Here is a 16,316-nt window from a genome sequence, read left to right on the forward strand (position 1 = left end):
GACATTTCTTTGAACAGAAAATGATTCACGGTGCATCCAATAAAAGCAACCGCATCAGGGAGGCGGTATGAGCAACAACCAGGCATACAAGGAAATTGCGCCCAGGCTTCAGGGCCTGCGGGACGCAATGGACATGACACTTGAGGAACTGGCCGAAAAAACCGGAGTAACGGTAGAAAAAGCCGCTCAGTATGAATCCGGGACCATGGAAATCCCCGTGAGCTACCTTATGGATGTGGCGCACATCTGCGGGGTAGGCCTTACGGTTCTTATCTCCGGTTCCGAAGCGCACCTGACCAACTACGCCCTTGTGCGCAAAGGCAAAGGGCTGGTCGTGGACCGCCGCAAGGACTACGACTACAAGAATCTGGCCTCCACTTTCGTGGGCAGACGCATGGAGCCTTTCATGGTCGAGGTGCCGTCCAAGGACGTGACGGAAATGAACTTCACCACCCACCGGGGACAGGAATTCATCTACGTGCTTGAGGGACGCCTTGAACTCAGGCTCGGCGACTCCGTCCTTGAACTTGATGAAGGCGATTCTCTGTACTTTGATTCCAACACCCCGCACGCCCTGCGAGGCCTTGGCGGCAGATCTGCACGCATGCTGGACGTCATTCTCTAGCAGGCCGTATCCGGTAGCGTCCGCCTGCGGCGAACGCACCTGCGGTCTGCGGTAAAAATCCGACTTTACTTTTGAGAACCGAACGTCAACCAACAGCAATTATCGGGATGGAATCAGACATCCCTGTGGAGATATGAAATGCAGAAGCAGAAATACACGTCATACGAAGACTTCCGTGCAGGATATAAAGCCGAGGTGCCCGACAACTACAATTTCGCTTTCGACTGTGTGGACAGATACGCCGCCGAAGATCCGTCCAGACCTGCGATGATCCACATCGGCCCGGACGGCACGCGCAGGGAAATGGATTTCGGATTCTTTTCCAAAAAATCAGCACGGCTGGCCAATGCCCTGACCAAGGCAGGAGTGGGCAAAGGTGATCGGATCATGATCATCCTCTATCGCCGCATAGACTGGTGGATATCCATGCTGGCCTGCCACAAGATCGGGGCTGTCCCTGTTCCTTCCCCCAACCTGCTGACCACCAAGGACATCGAATTCAGGGTCAATTTTGCAAAGATCAAGGGAATCATTGCCGAAGACTCGGTTGCAGATCGGGTTGAGGCCGCAAGAAAGGACTGCCCGACCCTTGAAATACTTGTTCAGGCAGGAGAAGCGGAGACTCACGAGGGATGGCTGGATTTCGAAACCATCTGCGAGGAATCATCCGATTCCTTCCCCCGGCCGGACGACTGCGCCTGCGGAGATGATTCCCTGCTCATATTCTTTTCCTCCGGCACCACCGGACCGCCGAAAATGGTCGAGCACACCCACAATTATCCGCTGGGTCACTACACCACAGGAGCCTACTGGCACGATCTGGAACCGGGCGATATCCATCTTACTCTGGCCGATACCGGCTGGGGCAAAGCCGTCTGGGGCAAATACTACGGCCAGTGGATGGCCGGGGCCGTGGTCTTCGTATGGGATTTCCGCGGAAAATTCGTACCTTCAGAGCTGCTTCAGATCATTTCCGAACACAAGGTCACGACCTTCTGCGCTCCGCCGACAGTCTTCCGTTTCATGATTCGCGAAGACCTTTCCAAGTACGACCTGTCCGCACTCAGGCACTGCACCACTGCCGGGGAACTGCTCAACGCTTCCGTTTTCGAAGCCTGGCAGGAAGCAACCGGTCTGCCCCTGTACGAAGGCTACGGACAGACGGAATCCGTACTGCAGATCGCAACTTTCCCGCACATGACACCCAAACCGGGGTCCATCGGCAAACCGTGTCCGGGATGGGACATCGCGCTTTTCGATGCTGAAGGCAACCGCTGTGCCCCCGGTGAAGAAGGACAGATCTGTGTAAAGCTCGACCCGCGCCCGGTGGGACTTTTCACCGGCTATCTGGACGAGCCTGAAAAGACCGCCAATGTCATGGTCAACGGCTACTACCAGACCGGCGACAAAGCCTGGATGGATGAAGACGGCTACTTCTGGTTTCTGGGCAGGACCGATGATCTGATCAAGAGTTCCGGATACCGCATAGGACCCTTTGAAGTGGAATCCGCGCTGATAACACACGACGCGGTAGTCGAAGCAGCCGTTACCGGCGTTCCCGACCCGGTCCGCGGACAGGCCGTAAAGGCGACTATCGTGCTGGCTGCCGGTTACGAAGGCAGCGCCGAACTGACCAAAGAGCTTCAGGATCACGTCAAGAAAGTAACTGCCCCGTACAAATACCCCAGAGTGATAGACTACGTTGACGAACTGCCCAAGACCATCAGCGGAAAAATCAAACGGGCCGAAATCCGGGCAAAAGACGAGGCCGAGGCAAAATAACCTCTGCCCCTCCAGAATAGACCGGGATACAGAAACAAACGCCCTGCCGACATATATCGGCAGGGCGTTCTCTTTTTTAACACAACAATCCCCAATGTCCGGCTACCGCTGCAGCAAACGTTCTCCGGCCTCCACTGAACGTGTCACCCAGACGTTGCCGCCAATGACCGCGCCCTGCCCTATGGTAACCCTTCCGAGGATTGTGGCCCCGGAATAGACTATGACATCATCCTCCACTATGGGATGGCGGGGTATGCCTTTGATCAGGTTGCCGGAATCGTCCTGCGGGAAGCTCTTGGCGCCGAGGGTGACACCCTGATAGAGGCGAACATTACGGCCGATGATACAGGTTTCACCTATAACCGTACCGGTCCCGTGGTCGATGAAGAAATGCTCCCCGATCCTTGCTCCGGGATGGATATCGATACCGGTCTTGGAGTGGGCCATCTCGCCGATGATGCGGGGGATGAGGTCCACTTCCAGCTTGTAAAGCTCGTGAGCAATACGATGATGAGTAAGGGCGGTTATGCTGGGGTAGCAAAAAATAGTCTCGCCGGGACTCTTTGAAGCCGGGTCGCCTATGTAGGCGGCCTGAACATCGGTAGCAAGCAGCCTGCGGATTTCCGGCAGTCTGGACATGAACTCGGAAGCAATGCGCTTTGCGTCTGCCTCGCAATCCATGCAGCGGAGTTCGTCAGCCTTGCAGAAAAAACAGTGCCCGCGCAGAACCTGCTCCACCAGAATGCGGTAGGCCACATCCAGATTTCCGCCGATGTGGTAGCGCATGGTTTCGGGCCGGATTTCGGAATCACCGAAATATCCCGGAAAAAGAACCGCCTGCAGCCTTCCCACCAACTCTCCGAGAGCCTCCAGAGAAGGCATGGGCCGGTCGTGTTCCGGCATGTGATAGACGGATTCGTATGAGTTTTCCTCGCAAAGGGCCTCGACCACATCCGTCAAAAGGGGATTCCCGATCTTGCTGACCATTGTTAGCGCACCTTAGTCCTTGAACAGCACAGTGCTCAGATAACGTTCCCCGGTATCGGGAACGATGAACACCACCAGCTTGTCTCTGTTTTCTTCCCTTTTCGCAATTTCAACAGCGGCATAAGCAGCCGCACCGGCTGAAATTCCGCACAGTATGCCTTCTTCCCGGATAAGACGCCTTGCAGTGTTCACGGCGTCATTATCCGCAACACGCACGATCTCGTCGATGATATCGGTATCCAGAACTTCAGGGACAAAACCGGCCCCGATGCCCTGAATGGCGTGGGGTCCGGGCTTTCCTCCGGACAGGACCGGAGAGCTCTCCGGCTCCACAGCAACAATCTTGATCGCAGGATTGCGCTTTTTGAGTTCCGCGCCGATACCGGTCAATGTTCCACCGGTTCCGACTCCGGCAACAAAAATATCTATTCTGCCGTCCGTATCATCCCATATTTCGTTAACGGTAATGGTTCTGTGCGCCAACGGGTTGTCAGGATTTGCAAACTGCATCGGCAGAAAGGCTTTCGGGTCCGCCCCGGCAAGCTCCTCGGCCTTTCGGACAGCACCGGCCATACCCTCCGCTGCCGGGGTGAGCACAAGCTCTGCGCCGAACCCCTTAAGCAGGTCCTTGCGTTCACGGCTCATGGATTCAGGCATGGTCAGGACCAGCTTATAGCCCTTTGCGGCGCATACAAAGGCCAGCCCGACACCGGTATTCCCGCTCGTGGGCTCTACAACCGTGGCACCGGGCTTAAGTTCTCCGCGTTTTTCGGCTTCCTCGATCATGGAAAGCCCTATGCGGTCCTTGACCGATGAGCAGGGATTGAAAAATTCCAGTTTGGCGACCACCTGTGCGGCACAGCCTTCGGTCACCTTGTTCAACCTCACCAGCGGGGTGTTCCCCACCAGCGACAGCATTGAATCATGTATATTCATCTGTTTGCCTCCGGAAGATTCGTTTTACACATAAAAAGTATCATTAAATTTCGTTTTCCGAATCTACCTCAATCATTTATCAGCAAAAATACTTAATTAGCAACCGCTCATCCACGCGGCACCGGCCAGGACAGCTTTCTGCTTCTGAAATAATCCGGAGAGATTCCTCCATGCCTCCGGTCAGCTATCCGAAGACATGGAGGAACTGTAAGACTTAATGCTCGTGGGCATCAACCCAATCCAGACCCTCGTCACCCTTGCGGAAAGGAGACATCTCGCGCAGCCTGCTGATGATGGGCGGCAGTTCCCTGAGTACGAGGTCAATGTCCTCATCCGTATTGTAGATGGACAGGGAGAAACGCAGCGACCCGTGAGCAAAGGTGAACGGAACTCCCATGGCCCGCAGGACATGGGAAGGTTCGAGCGAGCCTGACGTGCAGGCGGAACCGGAACTTGCACAGATGCCGAACTGGTCGAGCATGAGCAGCATGGCCTCGCCTTCGATATACTTGAAGGCGATGGAAAGCGTATTGGGCAGCCGGATTTCGGGGTCGCCGTTGATAATGGATTCAGGAATGGAGGCAAGCAGTCCCTTTTCAAGCCTGTCGCGAAGGGCACGCACTCTGGTATTTTCTTCCCCGATATGCGCTGCCGCCAACTCCATGGCCGTTCCGAGCCCGACGATGCCGGGCAGGTTTTCCGTTCCGCCACGGCGTCCGTGCTCCTGATGCCCGCCCATCATGAATGGGCGGAAAGGAGTGTTCCGCCGCAGAAAGAGGACACCTACCCCCTTGGGGGCGTGAATCTTGTGACCGGACAGGGCCAGATAATCCACAGGCAGCTTCCCGAGGTCGATGGGAATCTTGCCTACGGCCTGCACGGCATCGGTGTGGAAAAGAACTCCCTTTTCCTTTGCAATGGTCACCATCTCTTCAATGGGAGAAATTACACCGGATTCATTGTTGGCGTACATGACCGAAACCAGAGCCGTATCCGGGCGTATGGCCGCGCGATAGGCGTCCAGATCGAAACTGCCCCCGGAATCAACTCCCAGATAGGTGACATCGTAGCCCTTGCGCTCATAGTGCCGGGCAACGTTCAGCACGGCAGGGTGCTCCACACGGGTGGTAATGATGTGCCGCTTTTCCGGCTGTGATTCCAGAGCGGAAAAGACCGCAGTATTGTCGCCCTCGGTGCCGCAGGAAGTGAAAATGATTTCGTCCGGATCGCAGTTGAGCGTGGCCGCGACCTTTTCGCGGGCCTGGGACAGCAGCAGGCCGGACCTTCCGCCCAGCCCGTGCATGGATGACGGGTTTCCGTATTCCTCGCCCAGCAGCGGCAGGATGGCCTCGCGCACTTCGGGGGCAACCATGGTGGTGGCATTGTTATCGAGATATACCGAACACATATCTACGCCTCCTTCACGGTTATTTCAGGTTCCACGGTCTCCCTGAGCCGACGCTCCACAAATCCCTTGAGGGTGTTGCCGCTGGAAGGACAACCCACGCAGGAACCTCGGAGCGAAACAATAACCTCATGGCCGTCAATGTCGATCAGCTCGATATCACCGCCGTCCTTCTTCAGGGCAGGACGGATTTCTTCATCGATAGTCCGGGTGACGAGCTGAAATCTCCTGATGTTGGTCATGGCTGCCGGAGCGCTCGCCTCGGCAACAGGTTCAGCAGCCTTTCCGCTCAGGGTTTCGGTGATGATCTCCTGAATGCGTCCGTGACATTCCTCGCAACCGCCTCCGGCCTTGGTGAAGTTGGTCACTTCCTCAATGGAGGTCAGCCCGTTTTCCAGCACCGCACGCCGAATCTGCAGATCGGTGACGCCGAAGCACTTGCAGACAATCTCACCTTCAGGAGCAGGAGCGGCACCGAGTCCCCGGTACTTGCGGATTGCATCTTCAAGGGCTTCCTGACCCATGACCGAGCAATGCATCTTTTCCTTGGGCAGTCCGCCAAGGGCCTCGGCAATTTCCTTGTTGGAAACCTGTGCAGCCTCATCCAGAGTCATGCCCTTGATGAGCTCGGTAAGAATCGAGCTGGACGCAATGGCGCTGGCGCAGCCGAAAGTCTGAAACTTGGCGTCCTGTATACGGCCTTCCGCATCCACCTTGAGAAACAGACGAAGCGCATCTCCGCAGGAAAGGGAGCCTACTTCACCTATTGCATCCGCATCCTCAATCGTTCCGACATTTCTCGGATTCAAGAAATGTTCTCTGACCTTATCTGTATATTCCCACATAGGAATCCTCCGCATCCCCGTTCCGGGGGTGAATCTGAGTTATCGGCGTTTCAAAGAGTCTTTTCATTATACACTTTTCCGCATTTTCTGCGATACAAATCCGCGCCTGTTATGCCGAATTTTCGGCCTCAATAATTTATACTATTTTAGTATGGTTTAATGGTACGCCTTACCAACTTCATATGCAAGTAAGACGGATCACCTTTTCTAAAGATAGGTTCGAACTAACGAAACACAAGGGCTCGGACCGGATTTAGTTCATTCAGTCATAAGAGAATACAATCAGGAAAGGATTTTCGGGGGGATTTACATATCCGCAGGGTATACCTGTGCCTCCAATTCTCCGCGAAGAACAGCAAGGCCGCCCATACCCATCACTTCCATTTCCTCCAGCCCGGTGACCGCATGAACCGGAGCAATGAAGTCCACAACACTTTCAATGGCGGAGACCAGTTTTTTACTGCGGGCCAGCCCGCCGGTGAGGATGATCGCGCTGACGGGTTCGCGGTCCGCATCGTTCCGCATGAGTGCCGGGAGAAATGAACAGATATGCTTGCAGATGTTGTATACGAGGGCTTCGAAAACCAGCTTCGCGTCTTCGCGCCCTTCACTGATCATGGCTTCTACTTCACGAAGATCGTTGGTGCCGGTATGAGCCAGCATCCCGCAGCCGGAAGTCACGGTCGTACGCATTTCCGAAAAAGAATACCGCCCGGATTCCACCAGTTCCAGAACCGGAAGCACCGGCAATGTACCGGAACGCTCCGGGCTGAAAGGGCCTTCACCGTCAAGAGCGTTGTTCACATCGACTATCCTGCCGTTGCGATGCGCACCGATGGAAATGCCTCCGCCCATATGTGCGACTATGAATTTGGACCGGGAATAATCCAGCCCCATTTCGGCGGCAACGGACCAGGCCGCTCCGCGCTGGCTGAGGGCGTGAAAAACGCTGCGCCGGGTAATTTCCGGCAGGCCGGTCATACGGGCAACAGGGTCCATCTCATCGGTAACTACCGGGTCCATGATCATGGACGGAACGCCCCATTTGTCGGCCAGTTCACGAGCCATGATCGCACCTAGGTTGCAGGGATGAACTCCGTACCGTCCGCTTTCGAGATCGGCTATCATGCCGTCGCCGATTGTATACGGCCCGCCGGGAATCGGCCGGAGCAGCCCTCCCCGTCCAACCACCATATCCGGGAGTCCGTCCGACAACTCATCTTCAATCAGTTCCAGAACGGAAGCGGTTCTGAATTCCTTTTGCGCGATAACGGATGGGAAGTGGCTCATGCTTTCGCGTGTATATCTCACTTCGGCATCAAAACTGACTTCTTTGTCGCGAAAGACGGCCACTTTGGTGGACGTTGAACCGGGGTTGATAACCAATATTTTTGCGGGCATTCATTATCTCCATGAATATAGTAAGGAATCAGCGATGCATTATGTGATAAAACATGAAAAAACAAAAGCTGTTCCTTTCGGCGCACCTGTACCACATTCAGACAGGCAGGGCTGAACTTGACTTAAAACCTGCAGGTATTACATTCCTTTACTACGTCAAAAGGTATTCAAGAGATTAAATTTGATGCGCTTCGCGCTTTTAATAATATGATTTCGCTTCCGGCGGCCAAAGGGGATAATCCATCTCTGCTCTCCACATCCCTAAGACTCGAAGCGAAGCTTCTCGCCTAAGGGCTGATGGGCCTTTGGAAACCCTAGTAGATTAATGCTGTTAACTTGAGAGTAATCATTTTGATCAAAAATTTTGCTGAACTGAGACGATAACCTCGGTTTTTAAGACACCTTCACCCTCCACAAAGGAAGACCTCGTGACTCTGAAAGTTGTTCCCATCAACACCATCACGGCCACACGCAGGAAAATTCTACTCGCCGCATACAGATGCGCAGCAGAAAAAGGATTCACCAAGCTTGATGTGGATGAAATTGTCCAGCGGGCCGGGGTGTCCCGCAAGATCTTGTACAGCTACTTCAACGGACTGGAAAATCTTCTGACAGAACTTGGAGCATCGGGCATATACTGGCCGACCACGGAAGAGCTTTTGTCCAACGCCCCGTCAAGATACCCTGACCTCCCGCCGGAAGAACAGATCGGAGCATTTTTCACAGCACTCAGGCGCACGCTTGAAACACGGCCGGACACATTGAAACTGCTGGCCTGGGAAATGGTGGAAAGAACACCGCTTTCGGAAATACTGGAAGATATACGTGTAAGGACCGCCCTTGAATTCTACGAACATCTCAAGCAGGACGTTCCTGACGATGTGGATCTGCCCGCAGCAGTAGCCCTGCTGGGCGGAGGGATATCCTACCTGGCCGTTCGTTCCCTGACCTCCAAAAGCTATGGGGGGGTAAGCCTGCAGGAAGAAATAGGATGGGAGCGCATGGAGCAGGCCATGCACAAGATGCTCCGGGGGCTGCTGTTTCCCTGTGCGAAATGAGTGTTATCTGCGCATTCTGAAGTACATGACAAGCGGAGACGCGATCATCATCACGATCATGGCCGAGGACGGGTCCAGAAGCTGCTGAGCGGCAACACAGATACCCAGAACAATAAGAAACCAGCCGATCCATCCGGCAACATAGACCTGCCCCAGCGGACCGAAAAGAACAGTCAGAACCAGCCCGATCCAGAGCACTCCGGGCCTGCTTTTCCGCAGCCGAAATCCCAGCCAGAGAGGCAGAATCACCGCACACACGGCAAGAGCCAGAAGCATGAGGCCGTTGAGATCAATTCCGGTCATAAACTTATTCCTCCTGTCCGTTCGCGGATACCGCGCACAGGCATGTCCAATATTAGTTTCACGAAAGCCGCCTGTCTCTACAGGCTGGAAAGCCTAAACTTCACTCTATGCCGTATTCGGGCAAATCATCGAAAAACACGGTCGTGTTACGGCCATTATGCTTTGCGAAATAAAGCGCCCGGTCCGCCTGCTTCAACAATCCTTCCAGATTTTCCGGACAGTCGGCTGAATACATGCAAAAACCGAAACTGCAGGTTATATGCAACGGGATGTCCCTATAGCTGAAATTAAACTGCTCCACGGACATACGCAGCCGTTCAAGGAGAATCCCGGCACCGTGCACATCGGTGTTGGTCAGGATAAGCGAGAATTCTTCCCCGCCGATGCGCCCGAAAATGTCAATATCGCGTATACCGTTTTTCACAAGGGTGGAGAATTCCTTCAGGACATAATCCCCGCAATCATGACCGTAAGTATCGTTTACCCTCTTGAAGTGGTCAATATCAAGAAAAACAAGACACATGGCACTTTCGTTCCGGACTGTCCTGCTCATTTCTATTGCGGCGAGTTCCATGAAATGCCGCCTGTTATTCAACCCGGTCAACTCATCAATCATGGCCAGGCGTTCAAGTTCGGCCTCCTTGTTCTTAAGCTCCGTCAAATCCTCCTGAATGCCTACATAATTGGTTACCTTGCCGTAACCATCCAATACCGGAGAAATGGAAAGACGGCACCAGTAGGTCTCTCCTCCTTTTGTCCGGTTGGTCAGTTCCCCTCTCCAGACATTGCCGGCCGTAATCGTCACCCATAAATCATGATAGATATCGTCCTGCTCGGCACTGGACTTAACAAGTTCTGACGGATTCCTACCCCTTGCTTCTTCAATACAATAGCCGGTGATCTCCTCAAATCCCCGGTTCACATATTCTATGGCCCCTGTCGGATCTGTAATGACTACCGCAGAAGGACTGCTTTCCACCGCCAATGACAATTTGAGGATCTCGATTTCGATCTTCTTTTTCTGGGTGATATCTGTATTGGTCCCGATCATCCGCTCCGGCTTACCGAACCTGTCCCTGGCATAGACCCGCCCGCGGGCCAGCACCCATTTGTAGGAGCCATCCCGACAGCGCATCCGGTACTCACCCTCGTAAAAATCTGTTTCATCATTAAGATGTTTCTGAAGCAGTTCCCGCGCCACCTGAGAATCATCAGGATGTATACGGGACTGCCACTCGGTTACGCTTGAGCATATTTCATCATCTTTATAACCCAGCATCTCTTTCCAGCGCGGGGAAAAATAAACCTCAGACTTACTGATATTCCAATCCCATACACCGTCCCTGTTCCCCTCAAAAGCAAGCACAAGACGCTTTTCGCTGTCTTTTATCCTCTGCTCCGCCCAGCGCAGGAAAAGAGTATAGATGACCAGCAGGATAAGAACGACCAGCACCCCGTGGGAAAACAGATGGATATATCTTGATTCGGCCACGGTCCCGGCAATAATGGAATCCGGAACGGCAATACCGACCACGTACTTCTGCTGTCCGATTCTTGCGGCGTGCCAACTGAGCAGTTTTCTGACCTTCTTGCCGGTCATCCGGTCTATAAACCGAAATTCTGCCCGCCCTTCAGGCTCGTTAACCATTCTCCGGTCAAGAGCAATGACCTCAGGAAACTCTTCATGCAGCCCCTGAAAAACATTTTTACCGATTATACCTGCATCACTGTCGTAGACAACCACTCCCCTGCCGGAAAGCATGAAGCTGGCACAGCAATCACCGTAACGGACCGGCACAAAATACAGTTCGAACAACGGCTTAAGATTGATGACCTGAATCACCGTTCCCCTCGGTCCTTTTCCGTTACGTACAGGAAAGGCAAAGGCGAGCAATTGTTCCGCGCTGTTAACATAGGTGAATGTAAGATATGGAGCTGAACCGGTCTTTCGGAATTCTTTTCTGGCAATACGGAGAAAGGAACTGCCAACCTTATGCATGATTTCGGTTGTGGAGGGATCGCGGCCGACTTCCACCTGCACCTTACCGGCCCCGTCGTAGTAGAGGTATCCGTTAATCACCTCGTGCTTACGGATCTGATTCTTAAGATAATTTCGAACTTCCGAAACATCTGCAGATCCATCCGCCATTTCGGAGAAAAGAGTTCCTGCCAGCACCTCGGTGGTGGAAGCCAACCCGCCCATTTCCCTTGTCAGGGCCTCTGCAATTATTCGAGTCTGTACAAACTGGTTTTCGTTGAAAAGGTGTTCATTCTTTTTGATGGCATTTTCCATGAGCACCTGATTGGGGCTCTACCTCAAAGAAAGGGGCGATGACTTAATCCGATAAAAAGAAAGGCATACCGAACCGACTCGATATGCCCTATAAATTGATCAAATTTCCGACCAAAGAAAGGAGATCAATTTATGGATCGAATCTTAATCGGCCTGCCCGATTTTGCAATCAAAAATGTGGTGTCGTATTTTCCGATAATTCTTGAGGTAGAGTGGACAGGCAAGCCAATTTGTCCTCGGTGCCGAAGTTCTTCATTTCGGATCAAGGATACGTTCAGGCGATTTATCAAGAGCATTCCGCATAACGGGCGCGCATCGATTTTGCGGGTAAAGTGCCACAAGTATCACTGCAAGGATTGTGGTCGATATTTCAACACCCGTATGGACGGGATTAAGAAGTGGAGCCGCTCTACCGAAATTTTAAAGCGCGAAGTTTTTCGGCAGTACAACAACGGATCATGTAACAAGACCATTGCCAGTGAAAACGGAATCGGAGTTTCCAGCGTGGAGCGATTTTATCATCAGGTCATCAATCTAAAAGTCCGACAGCGCAGCAACTGGAAGTGTCCTCGGTATCTCGGAATTGATGAGCATCGTTTCACACGCAAAGTGGGGTTTGCAACCACGTTTTGCGACCTTGCAAACAATAAAATTTTTGACATAGCCATGGGCCGCAGTGCCGCTGAATTACTTCCCTTTCTCAGGACTCTTAAAGGGCGGAGTAAGGTAAAAGTAGTTTGTATAGATATGAATTCTGCTTATAGGCATATGGTCAAAACCTGGTTTCCGAACGCCCGGATTGTTTCGGATCGCTTTCACGTAATTCGGCTGGTGAACCAGCATTTCAGCAAGACCTGCAAGCTGATCGATGAAGAAAATATTTCGTATGGTCGGGGTGGAATTTTGCGGGCCATGCTGTGTCGGCAGGACCGTTTGTCAGACAAAAGGAAAGAGCTTTTATCTAAATATTTTGAGGCGCAACCGGCAATCGAAAGTCTTTACCACTTCTGCCATGAACTGAACGATCTGCTCAGAGTTAGGGCACAAAATGGCCGTAGCTGCAAAAAATACATTTTCGAACTGCTTGATAAAATCAAGCAACTTCAGCAGAGTCCTTTTGCTCCGCTTCGAACGCTGGGCAGAACTCTGAATAGCTGGAAAGAGGAAGTGGCCCGGATGTTTCGTTACGGTAAAAGCAACGGAACAACCGAAGGATTTCATCGGAAGATGAAACTTATCCAGAGGCGGGCATACGGATTTAGAAATTTCGAAAACTATCGGCTGCGTGTACGGGTTTTGTGCGGGTAGTCGAGAAGAAAATCAACGGTTGGAAATTTGATCATTCGGGCTTGTGCCCCTTTCTTTGGTGTAGACCCCTGATTGGCGACAAAAACCAAAACAAGAAGACCGGCCAGAATAACCGCCGTCAACGCCATACCGCCATTCATTAGTTTCATCTACCACCGACCCTGGATCCCATGAAAATGACACTACCCCACGATACTACCGGTAAGCATACTACATAAATCATCTCATGAGCTATTATTTAAATAAGAAAACCCCGGACAGAGATTAATCCTGCCCGGGGTCGAATTTTCATTTATTTATACTGATCAGTCTTTCTGCTGATCCGCCTTCAACTGCCCGCAGGCAGCCTTGATATCCTGTCCCATGGATCGGCGTATGGTAGCGGTGACCTTTTTCTTCCAGAGATATTTTTCAAACGCCAGCACAGTCGCTTCGGACGGAGCGTCGTAAAGCGGACGGTCGCCGGGATTGTAAGCAATGAGGTTGACCTTGCATTTGCGATGTCCGAGCAGGCGGACCAGCTGCGCAGCGTGTTCAAGGGAATCATTCACCCCGCCAAGCAGGAGATATTCGTACGTTACCCGTTCCCTCGGCCTGAGCGGATAACGATCCATGGCCGCCAGCAGATCATCAATATGTGTTCCGGCAGCCTTGGGCATAATCTTCGCCCGCAACTCCTGAGTGGGAGCATGCAGGGAGATGGCGGGCAGAGTCAAATCTTCCCGACCGAGAATTTCCAACTGGCTTAAAAAGCCTACAGATGAAACAGTAATTCTCCGGCGCGAAAAATTCAGCCCATCCGGATTGTTGAGCGTCTTCAGAGACCGAATCAGATTGTCAAGATTGAGCAGAGGTTCTCCCATGCCCATGAAAACCAGATTCTTCAGCGGAGGGAATCCGTTGCGCAGCAGGTAGCCTCGTCCGGCCAGCACCTGCCCTAAAATCTCGGACATGGTCATGTTGCGCTCGAAGCCCATCAGCCCCGTATTGCAGAAAGTACACCCCATGGCGCAGCCGACCTGCGTGGAAAGACACTGTGTGTAATAGCCGTCCATGGGAATAAGTACCGTTTCCACCAATGCACCGTCATCCAGACGAAGCAGAAGCTTGACCGTGCCGTCCCTGCTGGTCTGGACAACATCCACCTGCGGATGCCTGATAACAGCCCGGCTCTTCAATTCTTCACGAAGATTTTTGGCAAGGTTGGTCATCAAGTCGAAATCATCCACGCCTTTCTGCCAGAGCCACTGCCAAATCTGAGCGGTCCGGAAACGCGGTATACCCATTTCCCCGACCACGAAGCTTTCAAGCGCATCGTATTCCAAATCAAGGATATCTATCATCTCTTATATTTTCTCCGGGTTTATCCGCACGATGTAAACTCTCTGCTTCACCCATTTCACGGTTAACACATCAAACTCGTCTATCTTGATAATACTGCGGACTCTCTGCGGCAGCGCCCTGAAAAGTTTGAGAAATCCCGCATAATCATCGCTGGTAAGAAGAAGGACGGCGTTTCGGAATTCAGTCCTGCTGAAATACTCATATGCCGGAAATCTTTCCGCATCATTATGCTCACGCCTGAAAAGTTCCGCGGCCATTGACGGCTTTACCATGGCCTGCAATATCTGCTCAGGAGGAGCTTCGGAACCGAGCGAGTACATGCACTTCGCCCCGGCATCAAGCTTTTTAAGGAAATAGACAACGTCAGGGTAGGTCTTGATAAAAAACGGCCGGTGAATGACCAGAGTATCCGAATTCGCAAAGGGCTTCATCCTGTCGGTAACGGACTGGCCCATTATCGGCAGCGGTCTGCTGTCCGCAACCGAGGCATAGGAAGGCAGCGCATTATAGTAAAACGGCATTACCGCTGCAATTGCCAGCGCTCCCAAAACTATGTGCAGGGCCGGGAACTCATGCTGCTTTATGCTTGCAAAAAGGAGTACCAGAAAGAAAATGCCCAACGCGATGAAAAAAGGAAGCATCAGATCCATATACTGCCCGACCGGCACACCGTCGGCAAGGTTGACACTGACATTTCCACTCCGAAAGGAGCGGTAACCGAGCATAGCTGCCATGGAGCACAGCCAGATGAAGCCCATCTCGAACATGGTTTTGTAGCTTTTATCCCGACTTGCGTTCATGAGCCAATCGCAGATCATCACCGAAAGCAGAGGGAGGACCGGCAGCATGTAGCGGTTGGACTTGAGCTTGAAAAGCAGGGTGAAGACCAGCAGGTAGACCAGAAACGAACAGGCCAGGAAAACATATTTCTCGTTGAATCTCTCCCGAAGACTCTTCCAGACTGCATACACCGTTCCGAAGACATAGCCGCCCCAAGGGAAAAAAATGACGGTCAGGGTATCGAAATACGGATCAAGACGTGCAAACTTTGCGATGGCCTTGCTCTCGCTGGTGGAGGTGTTCAAAAAGAACTGCCCGATAAGCCCGGCAGTATAATCAAATCCGCTGGTGAGCCACGCTCCCCACAGCCAGAGGAAAAAAGGTATACATCCGGCAGCAAACCACAGCAGCAGAATTCCGCGATCCTTCCATGCGGCAGCAAATACACCACGGGGTCCGAGAGAAGAAAGGAATGTCACCATCTTACCGGATTCATGCATTTTTCCAACATTGAAGCGAATCCCTTCCGCCAGGACAAGACCGGCCAGCGGTAAAAAGGCAAAAGGACCTTTGGCAAGAACCCCAAGAGCGGTCAGTACCGCCCCGCCGAGAGCTGTTCTGCGACTCCTCTCACCCAGATAATACAGCAGATAGAAATAGGAAGCCCAGGTGACGCAACAGGCGAAAACAACATCGACCTTTATCATCACCGCCATGAATTTGAAGAGTACGGAACTCTGGAGAACAGCCCCGGACAAAAGCCCGGTGGCCGGCCCGAAAAGCCTGCGTCCGATCATGACAGTACCAAGCACCATGAGCATGGAACAGATCACGGTAGGCATGCGCATCAGGAAAAGTCCGCTTGCCCCGAGGTCAACATGGGAGGCCAGCCAGGCAAAGGGGAACATGGTCCAGTATACCAGCGGCGGCTTTTCCATACGCGGCATTCCGTCGAACATGGGAGCCAGAAAGTTGCCGTGGGCCACCATTTCGTAAGCAGCCCGGGCATATTTCGGTTCATCAATATCGTAAAAGTAATTCAGCCAGGTGCCGTAACCCGACACCAGAGCAGAAAAAACAAGCAGCAGAACCAGAAGTAAGGTCCAGTGCCTGCTGCAGAATCCATCCATTTCTGATTCTATTTGCTCGGTCATTAATTATATCCTGATTATTTTTGGCGGAGCGCCCTTGGGCTGTCCCGTTCTAGCAAAGTTTTCCCGACAAGTCGAAAGCCGCGGGACTGGATTAA

At 52.6% G+C, this 16,316-nt stretch carries 13 protein-coding genes; 4 read left to right on the forward strand and 9 right to left on the reverse strand.

Annotated features, from left to right (window positions below; genetic code table 11):
- Positions 1–67 precede the first annotated feature (67 nt).
- Complete coding sequence (locus tag ACKU4E_RS12440) at positions 68–625, forward strand: XRE family transcriptional regulator (RefSeq protein ID WP_320171398.1); 558 nt, start codon at positions 68–70, stop codon at positions 623–625.
- Positions 626–763: 138 nt separating this feature from the next.
- A complete protein-coding gene (locus ACKU4E_RS12445) occupies positions 764–2,407 on the forward strand; it encodes an AMP-binding protein (RefSeq protein WP_320171399.1) in 1,644 nt (547 codons plus the stop codon).
- 102 nt (positions 2,408–2,509) lie between these two features.
- On the opposite strand, the gene epsC is transcribed toward ACKU4E_RS12445, so the two are convergent.
- The 5 genes from epsC to buk all read right to left on the reverse strand — a co-directional run bounded on the left by epsC (position 2,510) and on the right by buk (position 7,981).
- Positions 2,510–3,394, reverse strand: coding sequence for a serine O-acetyltransferase EpsC (gene epsC / locus ACKU4E_RS12450; RefSeq protein WP_320171400.1), 885 nt, complete (start codon positions 3,392–3,394; stop codon positions 2,510–2,512).
- Between the two features lie 12 nt (positions 3,395–3,406).
- Positions 3,407–4,330, reverse strand: coding sequence for a cysteine synthase A (gene cysK / locus ACKU4E_RS12455; RefSeq protein WP_320171401.1), 924 nt, complete (start codon positions 4,328–4,330; stop codon positions 3,407–3,409).
- A 214-nt stretch (positions 4,331–4,544) separates the two neighbouring features.
- Complete coding sequence (nifS, locus tag ACKU4E_RS12460) at positions 4,545–5,738, reverse strand: cysteine desulfurase NifS (protein WP_320171402.1); 1,194 nt, start codon at positions 5,736–5,738, stop codon at positions 4,545–4,547.
- 2 nt (positions 5,739–5,740) lie between these two features.
- Positions 5,741–6,580: a Fe-S cluster assembly protein NifU gene (gene nifU, locus ACKU4E_RS12465; RefSeq protein ID WP_320171403.1), complete on the reverse strand. Its 840-nt coding sequence runs from the start codon at positions 6,578–6,580 to the stop codon at positions 5,741–5,743.
- Positions 6,581–6,886: 306 nt separating this feature from the next.
- Entirely contained in the window at positions 6,887–7,981 is a 1,095-nt protein-coding gene (buk, locus tag ACKU4E_RS12470) for a butyrate kinase (RefSeq protein ID WP_320171404.1), read from the reverse strand.
- Between the two features lie 428 nt (positions 7,982–8,409).
- On the opposite strand from buk, the gene ACKU4E_RS12475 reads away from it, so the two are divergent.
- The gene (locus ACKU4E_RS12475) at positions 8,410–9,039 is read left to right on the forward strand and encodes a TetR/AcrR family transcriptional regulator (RefSeq protein WP_320171405.1); all 630 of its coding nucleotides are present in this window, start codon (positions 8,410–8,412) and stop codon (positions 9,037–9,039) included.
- Positions 9,040–9,042: 3 nt separating this feature from the next.
- Here the strand turns inward: ACKU4E_RS12475 and ACKU4E_RS12480 are convergent, their stop codons facing one another.
- Both ACKU4E_RS12480 and ACKU4E_RS12485 read right to left on the reverse strand, forming a co-directional pair.
- Positions 9,043–9,342, reverse strand: a complete 300-nt coding sequence (locus ACKU4E_RS12480; RefSeq protein ID WP_320171406.1) for a hypothetical protein — start codon at positions 9,340–9,342, stop codon at positions 9,043–9,045.
- Between the two features lie 100 nt (positions 9,343–9,442).
- The gene (locus tag ACKU4E_RS12485; protein WP_320171407.1) at positions 9,443–11,635 is read right to left on the reverse strand and encodes a diguanylate cyclase; all 2,193 of its coding nucleotides are present in this window, start codon (positions 11,633–11,635) and stop codon (positions 9,443–9,445) included.
- Positions 11,636–11,767: 132 nt separating this feature from the next.
- On the opposite strand from ACKU4E_RS12485, the gene ACKU4E_RS12490 reads away from it, so the two are divergent.
- Positions 11,768–12,943: an ISL3 family transposase gene (locus tag ACKU4E_RS12490; RefSeq protein WP_320170096.1), complete on the forward strand. Its 1,176-nt coding sequence runs from the start codon at positions 11,768–11,770 to the stop codon at positions 12,941–12,943.
- A 305-nt stretch (positions 12,944–13,248) separates the two neighbouring features.
- Here ACKU4E_RS12490 and rlmN read toward each other — a convergent pair whose 3' ends face one another.
- The gene (gene rlmN, locus ACKU4E_RS12495) at positions 13,249–14,286 is read right to left on the reverse strand and encodes a 23S rRNA (adenine(2503)-C(2))-methyltransferase RlmN (RefSeq protein WP_320171408.1); all 1,038 of its coding nucleotides are present in this window, start codon (positions 14,284–14,286) and stop codon (positions 13,249–13,251) included.
- A 3-nt stretch (positions 14,287–14,289) separates the two neighbouring features.
- Positions 14,290–16,221: a glycosyltransferase family 39 protein gene (locus ACKU4E_RS12500; RefSeq protein WP_320171409.1), complete on the reverse strand. Its 1,932-nt coding sequence runs from the start codon at positions 16,219–16,221 to the stop codon at positions 14,290–14,292.
- Positions 16,222–16,316: the final 95 nt, after the last annotated feature.

Source organism: Maridesulfovibrio sp. (assembly GCF_963677005.1).
Lineage (GTDB): Bacteria > Desulfobacterota > Desulfovibrionia > Desulfovibrionales > Desulfovibrionaceae > Maridesulfovibrio.

What these genes read in the sequence shown, in the direction of transcription:
- ACKU4E_RS12485 (WP_320171407.1), bottom strand. Translation starts at nt 11,635, where the DNA reads ATGGAAAATGCCATCAAAAAGAATGAACACCTTTTCAACGAAAACCAG.
- ACKU4E_RS12440 (WP_320171398.1), top strand. Translation starts at nt 68, where the DNA reads ATGAGCAACAACCAGGCATACAAGGAAATTGCGCCCAGGCTTCAGGGC.
- ACKU4E_RS12490 (WP_320170096.1), top strand. Translation starts at nt 11,768, where the DNA reads ATGGATCGAATCTTAATCGGCCTGCCCGATTTTGCAATCAAAAATGTG.
- ACKU4E_RS12445 (WP_320171399.1), top strand. Translation starts at nt 764, where the DNA reads ATGCAGAAGCAGAAATACACGTCATACGAAGACTTCCGTGCAGGATAT.
- ACKU4E_RS12500 (WP_320171409.1), bottom strand. Translation starts at nt 16,221, where the DNA reads ATGACCGAGCAAATAGAATCAGAAATGGATGGATTCTGCAGCAGGCAC.
- rlmN (WP_320171408.1), bottom strand. Translation starts at nt 14,286, where the DNA reads ATGATAGATATCCTTGATTTGGAATACGATGCGCTTGAAAGCTTCGTG.
- nifS (WP_320171402.1), bottom strand. Translation starts at nt 5,738, where the DNA reads ATGTGTTCGGTATATCTCGATAACAATGCCACCACCATGGTTGCCCCC.
- cysK (WP_320171401.1), bottom strand. Translation starts at nt 4,330, where the DNA reads ATGAATATACATGATTCAATGCTGTCGCTGGTGGGGAACACCCCGCTG.
- buk (WP_320171404.1), bottom strand. Translation starts at nt 7,981, where the DNA reads ATGCCCGCAAAAATATTGGTTATCAACCCCGGTTCAACGTCCACCAAA.
- ACKU4E_RS12480 (WP_320171406.1), bottom strand. Translation starts at nt 9,342, where the DNA reads ATGACCGGAATTGATCTCAACGGCCTCATGCTTCTGGCTCTTGCCGTG.
- nifU (WP_320171403.1), bottom strand. Translation starts at nt 6,580, where the DNA reads ATGTGGGAATATACAGATAAGGTCAGAGAACATTTCTTGAATCCGAGA.
- epsC (WP_320171400.1), bottom strand. Translation starts at nt 3,394, where the DNA reads ATGGTCAGCAAGATCGGGAATCCCCTTTTGACGGATGTGGTCGAGGCC.